Here is a 19,191-nt window from a genome sequence, read left to right on the forward strand (position 1 = left end):
CAGCCGCAGTCCTGACGCTGTCGGTGAGGGCAGTCGCAGGGGGTGAATCGGCCGAGTCTTGACGAACGGGCCCTGCCCGATCTTGACTGCCAGAGTCCCACCCCTGCCAGGGCCCCCACCAGGGGTATTGGCCCACTCACCGAAGGTCACAAACATGACGGTTGACGTCTCCGCCGCCACTGAAGTCGGGCAGTTCCTGCTCGGCGACTCCTTTGCTTGCCTGGCCGGCCGTTCAGCATGGCGACAGGGTGGCATCACCCACCGCCACTACACATGGTTCGGTGATGACACCACGGGCGAGCAGATGGCGGCTGATCTGCAGGCGTATGTGGAGGCGGTGGACTGGGCCGCCAAACCCTTCACAAGCTTCGTGGCCACCTTCTCGGGTCCTCTGAACCTGTCGGAGACCGAGTTCGAGCAGCATTTGTGGCAGCAGCTGCAGGCGCTGCACGACCACGACAGCCGTACGCACTCCTGGGCCGAGGGTTACGACCCCGACCCGTCGTCCGGTGCCTTCGCCTACAGCGTCGCCGGGCACCCGTTCTTCGTGATCGGGCTGCACGAGACGCACAGCCGGGTCGGCCGCCGCCCGCCGTTCCCGATGCTCGCCTTCAACTCCCACCACCAGTTCGACCGGATAAAGGCCGCCGGTCTCTGGGACCGGCTGGCGGAGAAGATCCGCAAGCAGGACATCGAGCTGCAGGGCAGCATCAACCCCAATCTCCTGGAGTACGAGAAGCTCTCCGAGGCCCGGCGCTACTCGGGCCGCCCCAAGCCGGCCGACTGGGCCTGCCCCTTCTCCGCCCGGGTCTGAGCCCGCCGGATCCGCCGGGACGACAGCGCCGAGCTGCCGCACGCACCCGCCGCCCGCCGCCCACGCGGTCCTGTGCCCCTGGGCGGCGGTATCGCGAGACGGGATCGCCCTCGCCATCGGCGGGGGCGGAGCGCCCTGGCCCAACGGCTCAGGGGCCCGTCAGGCGCCCCGGGCCGCCCCGGTGCCGAGGCGGGCGAGCTGGCGGTCGTGGAGGCGGCTGAGGAGCAGGAGCGAGACGACCGCTCCGAAGAGCGCGCAGGCCATGTCCCACTGGGTGTCCCACTGGTCCCCCTGGGTGGCGAGGAACGCATCGGCCGCGGCGCCGCCGGCCAGCGCCGTCCACCACTCGATCATCTCGAAGAACGCGCTGAAGGCCAGGCATGCGCACACGGTCAGCGTGCCCAGCCAGGCGCTGCCGCGCAACGGGGAGGTCCGCACCAGCAGTTCGCGGACCAGGATCGCGGGCACGAAGCCCTGCATGAGATGCCCGATGCGGTCGTAGGGATTACGGGAGAGATCCAGCGCGTCCTGCAGCCAGTGCCCCACCGGGACCTCGGCATAGGTGTAGTGGCCGCCGACGATCAGGACCAGCGCGTGCACGGCGAGCAGGCAGCACAGCAGCGGGCTGAGCGGAAAGCGTTTCCGCACCGCGACCAGCACCGGCACGCCGACGATCACCCAGCAGGTCTCCATGAGCCAGGTGGCGCGGTCGTGCGGCTGGAGCCCTGACAGGGCCAGGGCGAGAAGCACCGCCGCGAGCAGAACCGGCGGCAGTGTGCGGGGAACAGCGGTCATGGCCTTCATGGATCAGCCTCGGAGACATCGGGTACGGAGCGGCGCGGCACAGCCGCGGGGCGGGCGGACGAAACGGACAGGCGGACGGTGCACCGCGTACGGCGTATGCCCCGGTCGGCGCCAACACACCACCTTGTACCGGGAGGGTGTTCCGCCGTGCACGTGCATTCCGGTTCAGCGTCGTGGCCGCCACGGGGCGCTGTCATGAGTACCTCTACTCAGATACTCAGATCGATCACTAAACGCCGGGCTGCCGCGGCTCGCGAGAAGGCGTCGCGGCGGCGGCGGCGGTGGCGATGGCGGTCCCTGCTCAGGACGCCTGAGCGGTCACCGGCGCCGCCTCAGCCCCGTCTGCCGACGGACCACACCGCCGGGCCCGGTCGCGTTCCGCCCAGCGCACCACCGCACCCATCCCGAGCCCCGTCACCAGGAACAGTGCCCCCAGCACGAGCCAGCCCGGTACCCCCCAGGTGACCAGCAGCAAGGTGAGCAGCAGGGGGCCGAGCGTGCGCGCCAACGGGACGCCCGTACCGAAGAAGCCCTGGTACTGACCGACTTGGCGGTCCGGCGCCAGGTCGAAGCTGATCTGCCAGGATCCGGCCGACTGCAGCATCTCGCCGACGAGCTGGAGCACCGCGCCCACGACGAGCACCGCCCCGGCTCCCCACGGCCCGAGACCCGCGGCCGACAAAGCGAAGACCAGACACGAGACCAGCATGATCAGGCAGGAGTGCCACACCGCCCGCGAGGCGCTGCGCAGTCCCGTCACCGTCCGGGCCGTGCGGACCTGGAAGGCCATGACGCCAAGGGTGTTGAGGACGAACAGCGCAGAGACCAGCCAGCTGGGCGCGTCCGTACGCGCCACGATCCACAGCGGGATGGCGAGGCTGAGCAGCGGCATCCGCAGCAGCAGGACCGCGTTGAGAAAGGTCAGCACGGCGTACGGGCGGTCCCGCAGCACCGCGAACCGCGGCTCGCCGCCCGTGCGGACCGGGACCGGGGCCACCGCGGGCAGCAGGAGCAGCACCGCCGTGCAGCTCAGGAAGCCCACCGCGTCCAGGGCGAAGACCGCGAGGTAGGCCTCTTGGGTGTCGTACTGCAGGGCCAGTCCGCCGAGGGCCGCGCCGAGGGCCAGCCCGGCATTGAGTGTCGACTGGAGGTGGGCCAGTACGCCGGTGCGGGCCGAGCGGTCCACGAGCCCGGCGAGCAGCGCCTGGCGGGCCGCGGCCAGTCCGCACTGCGCGGTGGCGTACAGACACACGACGACGAAGAACGGCACGAAGGAGCGGATGAACAGGAACGAGGCGACGGCGATACTGGTGGCCAGCGCGAGCAGCACCGCGGTGCCGCGCGGTCCCCGGCGGTCGGCGAGCGCGCCCAGCGGCACTCCCGCGACCGAACCGACGGCCCACGCCACGGTCAGCCCCAGGCCGATCTGGGTGGGCGACAGGCCGATGACCCGGGTGAAGTAGAGCGCCGAGCAGACGTAAAAGGCGCCGTCGCCGACCGAGTTGCTCAGCTGTGCCGCGGCGAGGACGCGTGGTGCGCCGGCCGGCGGCAGGATCCGTAGCGACACAGGACTCCCAGGTACGACGACCGGACGGCCGGTCTCACACGATGCGTTGACGCAATGACGCTAGACAGCCGGCGGCCCGGTGGACAGATCCACTTGTGGTCCGCGGGAGTGGGCCAATTCGGCCTCCCAGCGGGCCTACCAGCGGCCAATGCCTTCGATTCAGGCCCGGGTCGGCCAACCCAGTAGTGACGTGCACATGGCGCGGATACGATCGACTGCCCCCCTACGCGAAGGACTTCCCCCATGAAGCAGACAGCCGCGAAGAACACAGGCTTGAAGCACACGGCCTTGAAGGACATGGCCTCGAAGAACACAGCCGTGAAGAGGACAGCCGCGAAAGAGACCTCCGCCCGCAGAGTCACCTGGCGCATGCTGCTCGCACTGAGCGGTATGGCGGCGTTAGCCGTGCCGGGCGCGGGCGCCGCCGAGGCCGCACCGCGCGCCGCCGGGGACGAGGGCCGTGCGGGCCGGTGCGTCGTCGTGTATTTCGATCTCGGTGAGACCTTGGTGCACACTGCCGAGGACAAGAGCGTGCGGTACCTGCCGGGTGCTGCCGCGTATCTGCGTGCGCTGCGCGCCCGCCACATTCCCGTCGGCCTGATCACCAACGTGCCGCCCTCCTGGGGCTCCACCGACGCGGAGCGTGCGGCGGAGCTGAAGAAGGTGATCGACAAGGACTGGGCGGGCACCAGCCCGTTCGCCTGGTCGGACTTCGGCGACCGGATCTTCACCCCGCGGACGGAGGCGGAGCGGAAGCCCGCCCCCGCCCTCTGGAAGCGCGCCAAGAAGGCCGCGGGCTCCTGCCGGGTGGTCTACCAGGCGGAGACGGCGGAGGAGGCACAAGTGGGCGGCTCCCTCGGATACCTCGCCTACCAGGTGGCCCGGCCCGGGTGGCCCCCGTACCTGCCGGTGCGGCTGATCGCCGCCCTCTCCCACCTGCCTTACGGGAACACGGCACTGCCCAAGGGGCGTTGAGGCCTTCAGCCCGCTGGTCTGGCCCCGGGACGCGACGAAGAGGCATGAGGCCTGACGTGGCGTGATCTGGCTGCACCTGGACGGAGGGCATCCCTTATGGCGATGCCCTCCGCTCCTGCCTCGGCCGCCTTCCCCGACCACCGGCCACCGCTACCGACCACCGGCTTCGCCCGGTACATACGGCCGAGCCAAGCCGGGCCGGACAATCACCCTGCCGTCGTCGCGCCGTAACGCTCCAGCCGGTCCGCCAGCTCGACCGGACGGGACAGCATCGGGAAATGCCCGCCCGCCATTTCGTCGGGCACCACCCCCAGGCGCTCCGCCGCCAGCGCACGCAGGAACGGTGCCGGGAAGAGGCGGTCCTGACGGCACAGCAGGAACCGGGTCGCCACATCGGGCCAGGTCTGCATCGGCCATGGCCGCGCGGCCGGGGTCTCCGACTGCCGCCGCCACCGGACCACCGCCTCCGCGGCCAGCTCCGGCGGCAGATCCTGGAAGAACGGGTCCGCGGCCGACCCCGGCACAGCGGCCTCCGGTACACCCTCCGCACCCGTGCCGTCGCCCGCCCGCTGAGCCGCCCGCCCGGCCCGTCTGACCTGTGCGTCCGGGTGTCCCGTCGCCGCCCACCACTCGTCCGGCGCCTCCCCCGGCAACGGCACCATCGCCGCCACCAGCACCAGCGCCTCCACCGGCACCCGCGCACAGACCAACGGCGCCGTGAACCCGGCGAACGAATGCGCCACGAGCATCAGCCGGCCACGCCCCGCCGCGGCGGCGACGACCGCGTCCGCATACTCCTCCAGACCCGCCGCGTCGTCCTCACACGGCAGATCCACACTCACCACCGCCCGCCCCCGGGCCCGCAGCTCCGCCTCCAGCAGATGCCAGTGCCAGGAGCCGCACGCGGCACCGGGAATCAGCACAAAGGTCGTCATGAAACACCGCCTCCTGCCGGCCACCATCCCGGCCTGGGCGCGTGCGGCAGGGGCCGATGGCGCGCACCGCTGTCAGGTCCAGTTGCACCAAAAGCTCTCCGCCACCGAGAACGGCATACCGGAGACGCCATACCGAGAACGGAATACGGCGACACCGTCTGCGGCACGGCTCAGCCCGGCTGGGCGCCTCGGCAGATCGTGCACATGATGCGGCGCGCCGTCTCCGGCAAGGTGCTCTTGCCTACGCCCTGTACGCGGACCACGGTCTGCGGGGCGGACCGGGCATGCTGGTGACACAGCGCGGCGCCGCAGTTCCGGCAGATCGCCACCGCGGCGGTGGTTGTGTGGCCCGGCGCGCAGTCGTAGCAGTTCATGGCACATTCCGATCTCGTGAGGTGGGCCGGCGGGCCCCCACGGCAATGTACGTCGCAGCGCCTGACGGAAGGCGGCAGCACATGCCGGGTCGGGGCGGGGCTCACCTGGCCGCCCCAAGGAAGACACCTCCTCTCCGCGGGGCCCCGTCCGACCGCCGCGGACGGGGCCACCCCCCTTCCCTCGTCTCCGGCCGCTCGCCCCGGCCGGTCAGGCAACCGGTCAGGCAACCGGTCAGGGTCAGTCGACCGGCTCATGCGGAACGGGCTGGTCGGTGCGGAAGCCTGCGGCCTTCTGACCGCCGGTCCGCCCGGTGCCGGCCTGGTCGGTGTCGGGAACCGTCTCGTCGGGCCCGTCCCTTTCGCTCTCCGACAGCTCGGGGTCCCAGGGGTCGGGAACCGGGCTCTCGGCATCAGCCTGGTGGCTCGGCAGGTCATGGGGCAGTGGGGTGGTGCGGTCCTCGCCGTCCGCGTCATAACGGGTCATCAGTTGACGTGCCTCCTCCATGCGTACGTTGAGTGTCCTGGCCCGGTACCCGGGTACCGCAGCGCCATGCTCGGCGCAGACTGAGACACAGACCACCCGCCTGCGTCTCGATGCCTCACCACGACGGGACGGGATCGTGGGCGCAGTCCGGAGCCCAGCTCTCGCCTCAGCCCCCGGCTCGTGTGCACACGGCCCGGGAAGGCCGCGGCCCCGAGAGAGGACGGTGACCGCCTGCATCACCGGCCGGACCACTGCCGCTCGCAAGGGAATCCCGTCCGGTGACGCGGCACCGTGCCGCGCGAGACAGAGGTGACGGGCAGCCTTTCCCCTCATCTGCGAATCCTTTGCCGGCATTCGCGATCTCCGGCCCCCTGATGGACGCCTGCAATCGCCCCGCGGCTCCGCCGCGGCGCCCACAGCCACCGGATTCCGCGGCATCGTGACATCCGTCATATCGACGCCCGGCACCAACTAAGCTGGATAGTAGAGAGTGCCCTGGCGACATAGGAGACTTGTCCGTCTTGAGTCGGGAATTTCTCGCGCCGAGCCGGCCGCCATTCGGCCCGCTTGATTCTTTTGCCCACGTCTTGAGCGCATAAGTGCATCTGACGGGGCAACAGCAATTCCCGAAAGCGTCGAAATCCGGACCAGCACGCTCGTACCTCCATTGCAAGGGTCGCGGGTACTACTAGGCGCAGTAGTACCGAGGAGCGTTGCCTTGCCGTACGGCGGCCCCAAGAATGACGAACCGCAAGGCGTCTTCGCAGCTCAGGCGCGGGGATTGCACAGAGCCAGCCGTGCCGGGGACGCTCCGCAATTACCGAGTGAGGTCACGCATGAGTAAACATCGCAAGAAGCGGCACTATCGGCAGATAACCATCGCTGCTGTCGCCATAGGTGCCGTGGGCGTGCCCTCTGTTGCCATGGCCTGTCTGGACGGGCAGGAGAATGCGGGCGGCCGGCATCACGGCCAGTGGAAGAATGCATCCGCCGATCACCGGTGGTCGAAGGGCGAGAAGGACGCAAAGCCGGCGGCGAAGACCTCTCCGGCACCCGCCGCGTCCCCGAGTGCCGCGAAAGCCACCGCCAAGGCATCCGGCGCCACGGCCCGCGTGGTCGAACTCGTCAACGATGAGCGCCGCAAGGCCGGCTGCTCGCCGCTGACCGTGAACGCAAAACTGACAAAGGCCGCCCAGGACCACAGCAAGGACATGGCGGACCATCGGAATATGTCGCATACCGGTTCCGATGGATCGTCTCCGGAAGACCGGATCACCCGGGCCGGTTACAACTGGAGCTCCTACGGCGAGAACGTCGCCTATGGCTACTCCACGCCCGAAAGCGTGATGGAGGGCTGGATGACCAGCCCCGGCCACAAGCGCAACATCCTCGACTGCTCCTTCAAGGAGATCGGCGTCGGCCACGCACAGCCCGACGACTACTGGACGCAGGACTTCGGAACGGCGCGATAACGGCATCGGCCACGGCCGGCACCCTTGAGCGATGAGCTGACCGCGCCAGGGTGGCGACCAGCAGGGCGCGGAAGGGAGCCCGCCTCCCCCGGCCGCCGAAGGACACGTAAGGACACATGAGGTCCCCGACCGGGTTCCGGTCGGGGACCCTGTGCTGCCCGGCCGGGGGCGCCACGGCCCGGGGGCCGGGAAAGTCGGACCCACACCGCGGGCAACAACCCGGCGCGGTACCGCCTAGAGCTAGAGCAGATCGGTGGCCGAGTCCGCGAGCCGGCGCCGTGCCGCGCGGGCGGCGGGGAGCACCGAGGCCGTCGCGGCGGTGGTGACGGCGATGGCGATGACCAGCAGGAGGATGCCGAGGTCGGGGCGCTGGGCGATACCGGTCCCCCAGCCGCTGGTGCGGCCCTGGAGGTTGATCAGCCACGGGGAGGCGAGGACGCCCAGAGCCGTGCCGGCCAGCGCGGCGGCCAGGGTGATGAACGCGGTGGCGGAGACGATGACGGCGGTGATCTGGCGGGGCGTCAGCCCGACGGCCCGGAGGGCGAGCAGATCGCGGCTACGGTCGCGGACACCGGCACCGACCGTCGTCGCGAGTTCCACCAGCCCGATCAGGATCAGCACCGCGATCAGTCCGACACTGACGGCACGGACCGCGGACAGCTGATCGGCGGGGTTGGGGATCTCGCGCACTTCGAGACGGCCGGCGGACGCCTTGTACAGGGCGTCGCGCACGGAATCCGGGTCGGCGCCGCGGTGCAGGACCAATTGGTAGAAATCCGGGCGCGGTGGGTGCGACACCTCGGGTGCACCGCTGTCACTGTCGCCCTCGCGCAGAGTGTCCAGGGTGGTGGAGACGACCCGACCGCCATCGGTGGTCTCGATGCCGCGGCCGACGATATGGAGGACGTGCGGGCGGCCGGCGACGGTCATCCGGACCCAGTCGCCGACCCGCGCGTCCAGGAGGTCGAGCAGTCCCTGTCCGGCGACCGCTTCATCGGGGCCGTGGGCGGCGCGCCCTTCCACTACGGCGCCGGGGTAGGGCCGGGCGTCCGTGCCGATCCCCCGCAGGGTAATTGTCCCGGTCTGACCCGGTACGAGCGCCTGGACCTCGGCGCCCGGGTAGGCGGTCAATTCCCGTTGGGAGGCGAGGAGTTGGCGTAGGTCCCGGTCGCCGAGGGTGTCGGAGCGTGCGGTGAGGGCCGCGGACAGACCGACGTTCTCGGGGTGCGTGGTGAAGCGGTCCAAGGTGGTCCAGGCGCCCAGGGCGATGGTGATCAGCAGCAATGGGACGGCCAGCCGCGCCACGGCCGCCGAGGAGCGCAGCGGACGGTGGAAGGCACCCCGCCAGCCGAGCACCAGCGCCGGGGGGACCCGGAGGCCGAGCGCCCGGCGGGTGAGAGCGGAGGCCCGGCCGCCGGTGGGGGTGGCGGCGCGGGCGACGGGCACCGGGGGCACCCGGCCGGCCCGCCACGCCGCCAGGCAGGTCGCCGAGCCGATGAAGGCCACCACACCGCCGGAGATGACCAAGGTCAGCCAGGCGTGCCCGGGAAGCTGCCGCCACAGGGCGATCGCCTCCCCGATCCGCCCGGGGACCAGAGTGCCGGCCACCTGGGTCAGCAGCGCCCCGAGGGCGACGCCCAGCAGCGCGAGGCCGAGGTGGAGGGCGACGAACATGCGGACCACCTGGCCGGGGGTGAAGCCGATGGCCTTGAGGATGGAGATGTCCCGCAGATGTCCGCGGATCCTGGTGCTGATGGCGCCGCCCACCGCCAGGGCCGCGGCGAGCAGCGCGCCGAGTCCGAACAGGCCGAGCAGCCGCCCCAGGAGCTGGTTGTCGCCTGCGGCTTCGGCCTTGGCCTGCCGCCAGGTGGAGACGTCGGTGATCTGGTCGGCGCCGAGCTGGGTGACCGCCCGCTGGACGACATAGTCGGTGTCCGCGGGGTCGCCGAGCCGGAGGCCGATGGTGCGTCCGCGCTGGTCGCGGCCCGCGTCGGAGCTGTCGAGGGTCTCGGGGAGCACCCAGGCCACCCCCGGGGTCTCTCCCGCACGGAAGGTGACCTCGGCGGTGTCCGCGACGCCCACCACACGCAGCGGCGACGGGAAGTCGCTCAGCACGAGGGTGTCGCCCGGTTTGGCCCACATCGCGCGGGCCACCGAACTGTCCAGGACGATGCCCTTGGTGGTGCCCGCGTCGGCGCCCGCCTCCAGCCAGCGGCCCGCGACGATCTGGGGTGCGGCGGTGGCGGGGCGCTTCGCCGCGCCACGCAGTTCCAGGGTCGCCTTGGCGTCGCCGGGCTGCAGGCTCGCGGTGGTGCGGACCGTACGGAAAGGCCCGGAGGTGGCCCGTACCTCGTCCAGGCCCGCGAGCGATCCGGCGGCGGCGCCACTTTGGGTGTGGATCCATACGTGGGCGCCGGAGGACTGGGTGAAGGCCCGTTGCCAGGGGTCGGCCGCATAGGCGAACAGGGCGGTGGCCAGCAGCAGCGAGATGGTGATCCCGGCCGTGGCCAGCACGGTGAGCACCGCCGCCGGGCGGTGTGCCGTCAGATGCGCCTGGGTCCAGCGCGCCGCTGCTCGCACCGCTCAGCCCTTGAGCTTGAGGACGTCGGCCACACCGGCCGCGGGGCGCTTCGGGCCGTCGCCGAGGTGGGCGTCGTCGACGACCTGGCCGTCGAAGAAGCTGATCACCCGGTCCGCGGCACTGGCCATCCTCGCGTCATGGGTGACCAGCAAGATCGTCTGACCGCGCTGGTGGAAGCGGGAGAGCAGCCGCAGCACCTCTCTGGTGCCCTTGCTGTCGAGGCTTCCGGCGGGTTCGTCGGCGAGCAGCAGGCTGGGGCTGTTGACCAGGGCACGGGCCAGGGCGACGCGCTGCTGTTCACCGCCGGACAGCTCCCCCGGTGTGCTGTTCTCCTTGCCGGTCAGCCCCAGCTCGTCGAGCAGCTCGGCCCGGTCGGTGCGGGCCTGCCGGGGGGACCGGCCGGCCAGCAGTGCGGGGAGTTCGACGTTGTCGGCGACGGAGAGGTTGGAGACGAGGTTGAAGAACTGGAAGACGATGCCGATGTGGTTGCGGCGCAGCACCGCCCAGCGTGCCTCGCTGTAGGCGTCGACCTGGCGGCCGTCGAGCCAGATCGATCCGCTGTCGGGCCGGTCCAGGCCGCCGAGGAGATGCAGCAAGGTGGATTTGCCGGCTCCCGAGGGGCCGGTGAGGGCGACGAACTCCCCGCGTTCGATGCTGAGGTCGACGCCCCGCACCGCGTGGACCGGGGCAGCGCCTTCCGGCCGGTGGGTCTTGACCAGGCCGGCTGCCCGGACTATCGGGCCGGACGGCTCGTCCCGGTTCATTCCAACTCCTCTTGACAGCGCTCCAGCCAGTCCAGATCCGCCTGCAGATGCAGCATCGCGCCCTCGATCAGCAGCTGTGCCACCCGGTTCTCCCGGTCCTCACCCGCCGCGAGTTTCGACAGGTCACGCATGGTGTTGAGGTAGTGGCGGCGCTGCTTGTTGATCAGGGCGATCTGGTCTGCGGTCCCGGTGTGGGGGGCCAGGGCGAGCTTCATGAAGAATTCGTCCCGGACCCGTGGTTCGGCGGTGGACTCCTCGAACCAGGCGTCCACCGTCTCGCGCCCCGCGGCGGTGATCCGGTAGATGCGCTTGTTCGGGCGGTCCGACTGCTCGACGTCCTCTCCCTCGATCAGGCGCGCCTTCTCCAGCCTGCCCAGGGTGACGTAGATCTGGCCGACGTTCGGCTGAGGGTATGCGGCGCCCAGGAGGTTCTCAAGGGCTTGCTTGAGTTCATAGCCGTGTGCGGGTCCGCTGACCAACAGCGCCAGGAGTGGCAGCCGCACGCTCTCCCTCTCCCTCCCCGCCCGGGGTGTGTCTCTCGGATCAGCCCTAGTTGCCGGTCATCTGACCCCATACGGCTGTGAGCCGGGTCGCTTTCGCATCTTCCTGCAGCATCTAGTATCCCGCATGGCTAACAGGTATACATGGGGCGGGCTGTCGGTCCAGTGTCCCGTCGACGCCTGTTCAAGGAGGAGCCCATGCGGTGGAAGCGTGCCGCCGGCAGGGCTCTGCTGGTCTGCGCTCTGCTGTTCGCGGGCAATGCGGGCGCACAGGCCGGGGAGCCGGCGGGCGGCCCGGACGGGCGGGGCCCGATCACTCTGGTGACGGGCGGAGACCTCACGGGCTATCTGCGGGGCGTCCTCGACGGCTGGAACGACCGGCATCCGCACGAGAAGGTGACCCTGGTCGAGCTGCCGGACGCGGCCGACGAGGTGCGGGCGCAGATGGTCACCGAGCTGCGCTCCCGCAGCGACCGCTTCGATGTGCTGAACATCGATGTGGCGTGGACGTCGGAGTTCGCGGCCGCGGGCTGGATCAAGCCCGTGAACGGTGCGCAGTTCCCGCTGAAACGCTTCCTGCCTCCCGTGGTGGACACCGCCACCTTCCGTGGGCAGCTCTACGCGGTCCCCTATGTGACCAATGCGGGGCTGCTCTACTACCGCAAGGACGTGCTCGACCGGGAGGGTGCGCGGCCGCCGCACACCTGGGCCGAGTTGGCGCACCTGGCGAAGACGGTCGCGCCCAAGTACGGGCTGGACGGTTACGCGGGGCAGTTCCTGCCGTACGAGGGGCTGACCGCCAATGTCGTCGAGGCGGTTCAGTCGGCCGGCGGCACGGTGCTCGCGGGCGAGGGCGCGCGGGTCACGGTGGACTCCCCCGCGGCCCGTCGCGGGCTGTCCTTTCTGCTCGACGGGGTGCGTGAGGGCTGGATCCCGCGGCGGGCCCTGGCGTACAAGGAAGAAGAGTCCCGTAAGGCGTTCCAGGACGGCCGGCTGCTGTTCCTGCGGAACTGGCCGTACGCCTATGCGCTGGCCAATGCCCAGCCCTCCGGGGTGGCGGGCAAGTTCGGCGCCGTGCCGCTGCCGGGTCCCGACGGGCCGGGCTCCAGCGCGCTGGGCGGCTCCAATCTGGCGGTCAACGCACAGTCGCGGCACCAGAAGACTGCGACCGAGCTGATCTCCTATCTGACGACCGAGTCGGTCCAGCGCCGGGTGCTCACCAAGGGCGCGCTGCCACCGGTCTGGGCCGATCTGTACACGGACCCGGAGCTGGTGCGGCACTTCCCGTACCTTCCGACGCTCAAGCGGGCCGTACTGGCGGCCAAGCCGCGCATCAAGAGCCCGCAGTACGACCAGGTGAGCCTGGCGGTGCAGGCGGTCCTGCACGACGCGCTGATCCACCGGCGGAGCACGGATGCCACCGTCGCACGTCTGAAGCGCGAGCTGACGGCCATCGTCGGCCGCGGCTGACGTCGGAGCCCTTCGCACCTCTCTCCAGCAGCTCTCCTACTTACTTGTTAGGTACAGGCTGCATGGATAATTCCCCGCAAATTCGGGCATCTCGCAGCGACTTTTGACCATTTCGTTGACACCGAAAAGACATGCCTACTTAACATGCATGCATAACAGCGATTGCAGCCGCACGGCATGCCCATGCAAGAACGGGATCACGGCAGATGCTCATAGCCACGGCAGGGAACGGCTCTTCGGCCGACTCCGCGCCCTCCCCCTCCCTCCCCGGTCCGGCCTCCGCCGCACTCTCGCCGGCCACCGGGTCCACCTCCCGGAATCCGGCACAGCACTGGTGGCGCGACGCGGTGATCTACCAGGTCTACGTCCGCAGCTTCCTCGACAGCACCGGCGACGGCATCGGTGATCTGGCCGGTGTGCGGACGGGGTTGCCCTACCTCAAGAAGCTCGGGGTGGACGGCATCTGGCTCAGCCCCTTCTACCCCTCCCCCCAGCACGACCACGGCTACGACGTCGCCGACTACCGCGATGTCGATCCCGTATACGGCGATCTCGCCGAATTCGACCGCCTGGTGGCCGACGCCCACCGGCTGGGTCTGAAGGTGCTCCTGGACATCGTCCCCAACCACTGCTCCAGCGAGCACCCGTGGTTCCGCGCCGCCCTGGCGGACGGCCCGGGGAGCCAGGCACGGTCGCTCTTCCACTTCGCCGACGGACGCGGGGAGGACGGTGAGCTGCCGCCCAACAACTGGCGCGCCATGTTCGGCGGCCCCGCCTGGTCCCGGGTCAAGGAGGCGTCCGGCGAGGAGGGCCAGTGGTACCTCCACATGTTCACGCCCGAGCAGCCCGATCTGAACTGGCGCAACCCCGCCGTGGGCGCCGACTTCGACAGTGTGCTGCGCTTCTGGCTGGACCGCGGGGTCGACGGCTTCCGTATCGACGTGGCCGCCGGGCTGTTCAAGCACCCCGAACTGCCCGACTCCCCCGACCCGTCGGCCGACGAACGGACCCGTGACTCGGTCAACCCGCTGGCCTGGAACCAGCCCGAGGTGCACCAGGTGTGGCGCGACTGGCGCGCCCTGTGCGAGGAGTACACCTCCCGCGACGGCCGCGACCGGCTGCTGGTCGGTGAGGTCTCCGTACGGACACCGAGCGAACAGGCCGCATACGTCCGGCCCGACGAGCTGCACCAGGCGTTCTTCTTCCACCTGCTGACCGCGCGCTGGGACATCGGCACCTTCCGCAAGGTCATCTCCGAGGCGCTCACCGACATCGCGGGCACCGGCTCCACGGTCACCTGGGTGCTCAACAACCACGACCAGGTCCGGACCGTCACCCGGTACGCGACCGACCCCGGGGGCGCCGAGCCGACGGAGTCGGCGGGAGAGCTGGGCCCGGCGCGGGCCCGTGCCGCCGCGCTGCTGATGCTGGCACTGCCCGGCGCGGCATACGTCTACCAGGGCGAGGAACTGGGCCTGCCGGAGGTCGTCGACCTGCCCGACGAGGTCCTCACCGACCCGATCTACCACCGTACGGGCAGCCGGGAGCACATCCGCGACGGCTGCCGGGTGCCGCTGCCCTGGTCCGGGCATGCCTCACCGTTCGGCTTCACCAGCGGTACCGACGCGGCGCGGCCCTGGCTGCCGCAGCCCGACTGGTTCGCCGACCACGCGACGGACCGGGCACTGGCCGACACCCGGTCGTTCTGGCACCTGTACCGCGAGGGGCTGGCGCTGCGCCGCAGCCTTCCGCAGCTCGGCGAAGGCACTCTGCGCTGGCTGGAGTCCCCGCCCCAGGTCCTGGCGTTCGTCCGTGGCGACGGTCTGGTCTGCGCCGTCAACTTCGGCACCGAGCCGGTGCCGGCCCCCGTACCGGGCGTCCCCCTGCTGGCGAGCGGCGACTGCCCCGCCGGAACGCTCCCCGGCTCCACCGCCGCCTGGTGGATGCACACCCCCGAATCCCGATAGCCCCCTCGACAGCACGACCTCCGCAGTCCTCCCGCACTCCTCCGCAGTTCCTCCCGAAGGGAATCCCAATGATGAGACGACCCTCTGTACGACACACCCGAGCCGCCCTGTCCGGTGCGGCCGTGCTCGGCCTGGCGCTCTCCGCCACCGCCTGCGGCGGCGGAGTCTCCGCCGGGGGCGGCAAGCAGGAACTGAGCGGTGAGAGCGTCACCGTGGCCGGTGTCTGGACCGGTGTGGAACAGCAGAACTTCAAGAAGGTCCTGGACGCGTTCTCCGAGAAGACCGGCGCGAAGGTCACCTTCTCCTCCACCGGTGACAACGTCTCGACGGTGATCGGCAGCCAGGTCGAGGGCGGCAACGCCCCCGATGTGGTGATGGTGCCGCAGGTCGGTGTGCTCCAGCAGTTCGCCAAGAAGGGCTGGCTGGCGCCCCTCTCGGCGGAGATCGGCGCCGAGGCCAAGAAGAACTTCGCGCAGGTGTGGAAGGACTACGGCACGGTCGACAAGACCTACTACGGCCTGTACTTCAAGGCCTCGCACAAGTCGACGGTCTGGTACAGCCCGGAGGCCTTCGCGCAGGCCGGCGTGAAGCCCGCGAAGACCTATCAGGAGCTGCTGAAGTCGGGCCGTACGCTCTCCGACTCGGGGGTGCCGGCGTTCTCCGTCGCGGGCGAGGCCGGCTGGCCGCTCACCGACTGGTTCGAGAACATCTACCTCTCCCAGGCCGGGCAGGAGAAGTACGACAAGCTCGCCGCCCACAAGATCCCGTGGACCGACCCCAGCGTGGTCAAGGCGCTCACCGCTCTGAGCAAGCTCTTCAGCGACAAGAACCTGGTGGCCGGGGGCGGTTCGGGCGCGCTGCGCACCGACTTCCCCGAGTCCGTCCAGCAGGTCTTCGGCCCGGAGCCGGGGGCGGCCATGGTCTACGAGGGGGACTTCGTCAGTGCCCTGGTCACCGATGAGCTCCACAAGCAGGTCGGCAAGGACGCCAAGTTCTTCCCCTTCCCCGCGGTCGACGAGGGCAAGGCACCGGTGGTCAGCGGCGGTGACGCCGCCGTGGTGCTCAAGGCCGGGAAGCACAAGAAGGCCGCGATGGAGCTGGTGAAGTACCTGGCCACGCCCGAGGCGTCCGGGGTGTGGGCCAAGGCCGGCGGCTATATCTCGCCCAACAAGAAGGTGCCCGCGGACGCTTACCACGACGAGGTCACCCGCAAGGCCGCCCAGTCGCTGACCGAGGCCGGGAACTCCGTGCGCTTCGACATGTCCGACCAGGCCCCCGCGGCCTTCGGCGGCACCCAGGGCGCCGGCGAATGGAAGCTGCTGCAGGACTTCCTGCGCGACCCCTCGGACCCGGAGGCCACGGCCCGCAAGCTCGAGGCCGCCGCGGCCAAGGCGTACGGAAAGTAAGGACCAAGGGCCCGATCCCATGCCTGTCACCACTCCCGCGGTGCCGCCCGCCACGTCGCGCGGCACCGCGCCCCTCCCCCCGGGCGGCTCACCCGGCAAGGCGAGCGCCCCCGTGCGGCGCGCGGTCCGGCGCCGCCGGCGGATCGCCGCGGTGTTCCTGTTCCCCGCGCTGTTGCTGCTGGGCGCCCTCGTCGCGTACCCCATCGTGTTCTCGGTCATCCGCAGCCTGTACGACGCCTCGGGCGACACCTTCGTCGGCGCCGACAACTACACCGCGATGTTCCAGGACCCCGCCACGCTCAGGGCCATCCGCAACAGTGCGATCTGGGTCGTCTTCGCCCCCGCACTGCTGACCGGACTCGGCCTGGTCCTCGCCGTCCTGACGGAGAAGATCCGCTGGAAGACGGCGTTCAAGCTGCTGATGTTCATGCCCATGGCGATCTCCTTCCTCGCCGCCGGCATCATCTTCCGTCTCGCCTACGAGCAGGATCCGCAGCGCGGTGTGCTCAACGCGGTCACCGTCGGCATCCACGACAGCGTCCAGGGGAAGTCCACCTCCTTCCCGACCGCCAAGGCGCGCCTCGGCGACAAGCAGCTGACCAAGGGCAAAGACGGTTCCTACCGCACGGCGCGGCGCACCGGCCCCGGGAACACCGTCAACCTCGGTCTGGTCGGCGTCCCGCCCAAGGACATGCCGTCGCAGGCGCGGCCGGCCGCACCGGCCGCCAAGTCCCCTGCCGCTGACGGTGAACTGCGCGGTGTGGTCTACCTCGACTTCACCCCCGGCGGTGGCGGCAAGCCCGGCACGGTGGACCGCGGCGAACGCGGGCTGCCCAAGCTCTCGGTCGAGGCGGTCGACTCCCGCGGCAAGGTGGCCGCCACGGCCACCACCGCACCGGACGGCTCCTACCGCCTGGCCGGCCTGGCCCCGGGTTCCTACGCCGTCCAGCTCCCCGCCAAGGACTTCGCTCCGCCGTACGAGGGCGTCTCCTGGCTCGGTCCGGCCCTCATCACCCCCGCCATCATCGGCGCCTACATGTGGATCTGGACCGGCTTCGCGCTCGTCCTCATCGGCGCCGGACTCTCCTCGATGCCGCGGGATGTCCTGGAGGCCGCCCGGATGGACGGCGCCAACGAGTGGCAGGTCTTCCGCAGGATCACCGTTCCCCTGCTCGGCCCGGTCCTGGGTGTGGTGTTCGTGACGATGGTGATCAATGTGATGAAGGTCTTCGACCTCGTCTACATCATCGCCCCCGGACCCGTGCAGCAGGACGCCAATGTCCTGGCCCTGCAGATGTGGCTGGTCTCCTTCGGCGGCGGCAACAACCAGGGACTCGGCAGCGCCCTGGGTGTCCTGCTGCTCCTCCTGGTGGTGCCGGCCATGGCCCTCAACATCCGACGTTTCCGCAGGAGCCAGTCATGACCACCGTCAACGGAACCCCCGCGTCCCGCCGGCGGGCCGGTACAGGGCCGGCGAAGTGGCTCAGCCGCGGCGTGATCCAGGTGTTCCTGCTCCTCGTCGGTCTGGTCTGGCTCACCCCTGCCGCCGGGCTCTTCCTCTCCTCGATGCGTACGGAGGAGGCGAACGCGAGCAGCGGCTGGTGGACCGCGCTCACCACGCCCGGCCAGCTGTCGCTCGACAACTACACGGCGCTGCTGAAGGATTCCGGCATCGTCCAGGCCTTCTGGAACACGGTGCTGATCTCGGTGCCCACCACCCTGGCCGTCGTGGTGATCGCCGCGCTGGCCGGATACGCCTTCGCCTGGATGGACTTCCCGGGCCGGGACTGGGTCTTCCTGGTCGTGGTCGCCATGCTGGTGGTGCCGGTCCAGATCGGTCTGCTGCCGGTGGCCAAGTTGTTCGGTGCGCTGGGGCTGTTCGGCTCGATTCCCGGTGTGGTGCTCTTCCACACCGCCTACGGTCTGCCGTTCGCCATCTTCCTGCTGCGCAATTACTTCGCGGAGATCCCCAAGGAGATGCTGGAGGCGGCCCGGATGGACGGCGGCGGGGAGTGGCGGATCTTCTCCCAGCTGGTGCTGCCGCTCGGCCGCCCCGCCATCGCCAGCCTGGCCATCTTCCAGTTCCTCTGGGTCTGGAACGACATGCTGGTCGCCCTTCTCTTCGCCGACAACCAGTCGCAGCCCCTGACGGTGGCCCTCCAGTCACAGATGAGGCAGTTCGGCAGCAACATCGGGGTACTGGCGCCCGGCGCGTTTCTGTCCTTGATCGTGCCGCTGATCGTGTTCTTCGCGTTCCAACGGCACTTCGTTCAGGGCATCATGGCCGGTTCGGTCAAATAGCCGGCCCGGTGGTTCGGGGGGACCGGGCCTCCCCGGGGAGGGGAGGGCAGCGCGCGGCACACGTCAGCATCGTGTCGCGCGCTGCTCCGTTCCTCCGCGGAGGGGGCACGACGAGCCGGCGGCTCCGTCCCGGCCGTGGCCGTCCCGAGGGCGCCGCGTTATTCGGTCGTCCTCCGGGCGTTGCGCGGGCTAGGTTGGCGCGATGTCCGAACTGCGCACCGAGCGCCTGCTGCTCCGCGAATGGCGGGAGTCCGACCTCGGCCCCTGGGCCGCGATGAATGCCGATCCCGAGGTCCGGGCGCACTTCCCGGAGGTGCTCACACCTGAGCAGAGCGCGGCATCCGTCGCCGGTTTCCAGGCCGATCTCACTCACCGCGGCTGGGGATGGTGGGCGCTCGAAGTGCGGGCCACCGGGGAGTTCATCGGGTTCACCGGTCTGGACCCGGTGGATGAGCACATGCCGTTCACCGGAGTGGAGGCCGGCTGGCGGCTGGCCCGTTCGGCCTGGGGGAACGGCTACGCCACCGAGGCCGGCGAGGCCGCCCTGTCCTTCGGCTTCACCACTCTCGGCCTGCCGGAGATCCTCGCGGTGACGACGGCCACCAACCTCCCCTCACAGGCGGTGATGCGCCGCCTCGGCATGACCCGCGACCCCGCCGACGACTTCGACGATCCCGACGTGTCCGATGGCCCGCTGCGCCGGAGTGTGCTGTACCGGATCTCCGCCGGAGCATGGCGGGCCGCCGAACGAGGGTGAAGCCGGCCGGTCCGCGCCGT

The 19,191-nt window shown here is 70.3% G+C and carries 17 protein-coding genes; 9 read left to right on the forward strand and 8 right to left on the reverse strand.

The window, feature by feature from the left end; genetic code table 11:
* Window positions 1–154: 154 nt before the first annotated feature.
* Window positions 155–814: a guanitoxin biosynthesis heme-dependent pre-guanitoxin N-hydroxylase GntA gene (gene gntA / locus NUT86_RS01610; RefSeq protein WP_093636019.1), complete on the forward strand. Its 660-nt coding sequence runs from the start codon at window positions 155–157 to the stop codon at window positions 812–814.
* A gap of 159 nt (window positions 815–973) precedes the next feature.
* On the opposite strand, the gene NUT86_RS01615 is transcribed toward gntA, so the two are convergent.
* Both NUT86_RS01615 and NUT86_RS01620 read right to left on the reverse strand, forming a co-directional pair.
* The gene (locus tag NUT86_RS01615; protein ID WP_274732862.1) at window positions 974–1,609 is read right to left on the reverse strand and encodes a DUF2238 domain-containing protein; all 636 of its coding nucleotides are present in this window, start codon (window positions 1,607–1,609) and stop codon (window positions 974–976) included.
* Window positions 1,610–1,919: 310 nt separating this feature from the next.
* Window positions 1,920–3,185, reverse strand: a complete 1,266-nt coding sequence (locus NUT86_RS01620) for an MFS transporter (RefSeq protein ID WP_274732864.1) — start codon at window positions 3,183–3,185, stop codon at window positions 1,920–1,922.
* Between the two features lie 243 nt (window positions 3,186–3,428).
* On the opposite strand from NUT86_RS01620, the gene NUT86_RS01625 reads away from it, so the two are divergent.
* Window positions 3,429–4,160 carry a hypothetical protein gene (locus NUT86_RS01625; RefSeq protein ID WP_274732866.1) on the forward strand — a complete coding sequence of 244 codons (732 nt, stop codon included), beginning with the start codon at window positions 3,429–3,431 and terminating at the stop codon, window positions 4,158–4,160.
* A gap of 206 nt (window positions 4,161–4,366) precedes the next feature.
* Here the strand turns inward: NUT86_RS01625 and NUT86_RS01630 are convergent, their stop codons facing one another.
* The 3 genes from NUT86_RS01630 to NUT86_RS01640 form a co-directional block, all read right to left on the reverse strand.
* Window positions 4,367–5,095 (reverse strand): alpha/beta fold hydrolase, encoded by a 729-nt coding sequence (locus NUT86_RS01630; RefSeq protein ID WP_274732867.1) that lies wholly within the window; start codon window positions 5,093–5,095, stop codon window positions 4,367–4,369.
* 170 nt (window positions 5,096–5,265) lie between these two features.
* The gene (locus NUT86_RS01635) at window positions 5,266–5,469 is read right to left on the reverse strand and encodes a DUF2180 family protein (RefSeq protein WP_109886647.1); all 204 of its coding nucleotides are present in this window, start codon (window positions 5,467–5,469) and stop codon (window positions 5,266–5,268) included.
* A 238-nt stretch (window positions 5,470–5,707) separates the two neighbouring features.
* Window positions 5,708–5,953 carry a hypothetical protein gene (locus NUT86_RS01640; protein ID WP_159491849.1) on the reverse strand — a complete coding sequence of 82 codons (246 nt, stop codon included), beginning with the start codon at window positions 5,951–5,953 and terminating at the stop codon, window positions 5,708–5,710.
* 836 nt (window positions 5,954–6,789) lie between these two features.
* Between NUT86_RS01640 and NUT86_RS01645 the strand changes: the two genes are divergently transcribed.
* Window positions 6,790–7,425, forward strand: coding sequence for a CAP domain-containing protein (locus NUT86_RS01645; protein ID WP_262039380.1), 636 nt, complete (start codon window positions 6,790–6,792; stop codon window positions 7,423–7,425).
* Between the two features lie 240 nt (window positions 7,426–7,665).
* Here NUT86_RS01645 and NUT86_RS01650 read toward each other — a convergent pair whose 3' ends face one another.
* The 3 genes from NUT86_RS01650 to NUT86_RS01660 are packed head-to-tail and all read right to left on the reverse strand — an operon-like array spanning window position 7,666 to window position 11,273.
* Complete coding sequence (locus NUT86_RS01650) at window positions 7,666–10,005, reverse strand: ABC transporter permease (RefSeq protein ID WP_274732871.1); 2,340 nt, start codon at window positions 10,003–10,005, stop codon at window positions 7,666–7,668.
* Window positions 10,006–10,008: 3 nt separating this feature from the next.
* Window positions 10,009–10,770: an ABC transporter ATP-binding protein gene (locus tag NUT86_RS01655; RefSeq protein WP_148588026.1), complete on the reverse strand. Its 762-nt coding sequence runs from the start codon at window positions 10,768–10,770 to the stop codon at window positions 10,009–10,011.
* Window positions 10,767–11,273: a PadR family transcriptional regulator gene (locus tag NUT86_RS01660; protein ID WP_093636036.1), complete on the reverse strand. Its 507-nt coding sequence runs from the start codon at window positions 11,271–11,273 to the stop codon at window positions 10,767–10,769. Before NUT86_RS01660 ends, NUT86_RS01655 begins: the two co-directional genes overlap by 4 nt.
* Before the next feature lie 195 nt (window positions 11,274–11,468).
* Between NUT86_RS01660 and NUT86_RS01665 the strand changes: the two genes are divergently transcribed.
* The 6 genes from NUT86_RS01665 (at window position 11,469) to NUT86_RS01690 (ending at window position 19,171) form a co-directional block, all read left to right on the forward strand.
* Window positions 11,469–12,740 (forward strand): ABC transporter substrate-binding protein, encoded by a 1,272-nt coding sequence (locus NUT86_RS01665; RefSeq protein ID WP_274732875.1) that lies wholly within the window; start codon window positions 11,469–11,471, stop codon window positions 12,738–12,740.
* 206 nt (window positions 12,741–12,946) lie between these two features.
* A complete protein-coding gene (locus tag NUT86_RS01670; RefSeq protein ID WP_159491839.1) occupies window positions 12,947–14,707 on the forward strand; it encodes a glycoside hydrolase family 13 protein in 1,761 nt (586 codons plus the stop codon).
* 71 nt (window positions 14,708–14,778) lie between these two features.
* Window positions 14,779–16,113 (forward strand): ABC transporter substrate-binding protein, encoded by a 1,335-nt coding sequence (locus NUT86_RS01675; protein ID WP_274732877.1) that lies wholly within the window; start codon window positions 14,779–14,781, stop codon window positions 16,111–16,113.
* A 19-nt stretch (window positions 16,114–16,132) separates the two neighbouring features.
* A complete protein-coding gene (locus NUT86_RS01680) occupies window positions 16,133–17,536 on the forward strand; it encodes an ABC transporter permease (RefSeq protein ID WP_148588023.1) in 1,404 nt (467 codons plus the stop codon).
* Complete coding sequence (locus NUT86_RS01685) at window positions 17,533–18,414, forward strand: carbohydrate ABC transporter permease (protein WP_237538027.1); 882 nt, start codon at window positions 17,533–17,535, stop codon at window positions 18,412–18,414. The genes NUT86_RS01680 and NUT86_RS01685 overlap by 4 nt, the downstream gene beginning before the upstream one ends.
* A gap of 202 nt (window positions 18,415–18,616) precedes the next feature.
* Window positions 18,617–19,171 carry a GNAT family N-acetyltransferase gene (locus tag NUT86_RS01690; RefSeq protein WP_274732881.1) on the forward strand — a complete coding sequence of 185 codons (555 nt, stop codon included), beginning with the start codon at window positions 18,617–18,619 and terminating at the stop codon, window positions 19,169–19,171.
* Window positions 19,172–19,191 lie beyond the last annotated feature (20 nt).

Source organism: Streptomyces sp. G7(2002) (assembly GCF_028870195.1).
GTDB lineage: Bacteria > Actinomycetota > Actinomycetes > Streptomycetales > Streptomycetaceae > Streptomyces > Streptomyces nigrescens.

Excerpts from the sequence above, each read along its gene's own strand:
- gntA (WP_093636019.1), top strand. The coding sequence starts at position 155 with ATGACGGTTGACGTCTCCGCCGCCACTGAAGTCGGGCAGTTCCTGCTC.
- NUT86_RS01615 (WP_274732862.1), bottom strand. The coding sequence starts at position 1,609 with ATGACCGCTGTTCCCCGCACACTGCCGCCGGTTCTGCTCGCGGCGGTG.
- NUT86_RS01625 (WP_274732866.1), top strand. The coding sequence starts at position 3,429 with ATGAAGCAGACAGCCGCGAAGAACACAGGCTTGAAGCACACGGCCTTG.
- NUT86_RS01630 (WP_274732867.1), bottom strand. The coding sequence starts at position 5,095 with ATGACGACCTTTGTGCTGATTCCCGGTGCCGCGTGCGGCTCCTGGCAC.
- NUT86_RS01635 (WP_109886647.1), bottom strand. The coding sequence starts at position 5,469 with ATGAACTGCTACGACTGCGCGCCGGGCCACACAACCACCGCCGCGGTG.
- NUT86_RS01640 (WP_159491849.1), bottom strand. The coding sequence starts at position 5,953 with ATGACCCGTTATGACGCGGACGGCGAGGACCGCACCACCCCACTGCCC.
- NUT86_RS01645 (WP_262039380.1), top strand. The coding sequence starts at position 6,790 with ATGAGTAAACATCGCAAGAAGCGGCACTATCGGCAGATAACCATCGCT.
- NUT86_RS01655 (WP_148588026.1), bottom strand. The coding sequence starts at position 10,770 with ATGAACCGGGACGAGCCGTCCGGCCCGATAGTCCGGGCAGCCGGCCTG.
- NUT86_RS01665 (WP_274732875.1), top strand. The coding sequence starts at position 11,469 with ATGCGGTGGAAGCGTGCCGCCGGCAGGGCTCTGCTGGTCTGCGCTCTG.
- NUT86_RS01670 (WP_159491839.1), top strand. The coding sequence starts at position 12,947 with ATGCTCATAGCCACGGCAGGGAACGGCTCTTCGGCCGACTCCGCGCCC.
- NUT86_RS01675 (WP_274732877.1), top strand. The coding sequence starts at position 14,779 with ATGAGACGACCCTCTGTACGACACACCCGAGCCGCCCTGTCCGGTGCG.
- NUT86_RS01680 (WP_148588023.1), top strand. The coding sequence starts at position 16,133 with ATGCCTGTCACCACTCCCGCGGTGCCGCCCGCCACGTCGCGCGGCACC.
- NUT86_RS01685 (WP_237538027.1), top strand. The coding sequence starts at position 17,533 with ATGACCACCGTCAACGGAACCCCCGCGTCCCGCCGGCGGGCCGGTACA.
- NUT86_RS01690 (WP_274732881.1), top strand. The coding sequence starts at position 18,617 with ATGTCCGAACTGCGCACCGAGCGCCTGCTGCTCCGCGAATGGCGGGAG.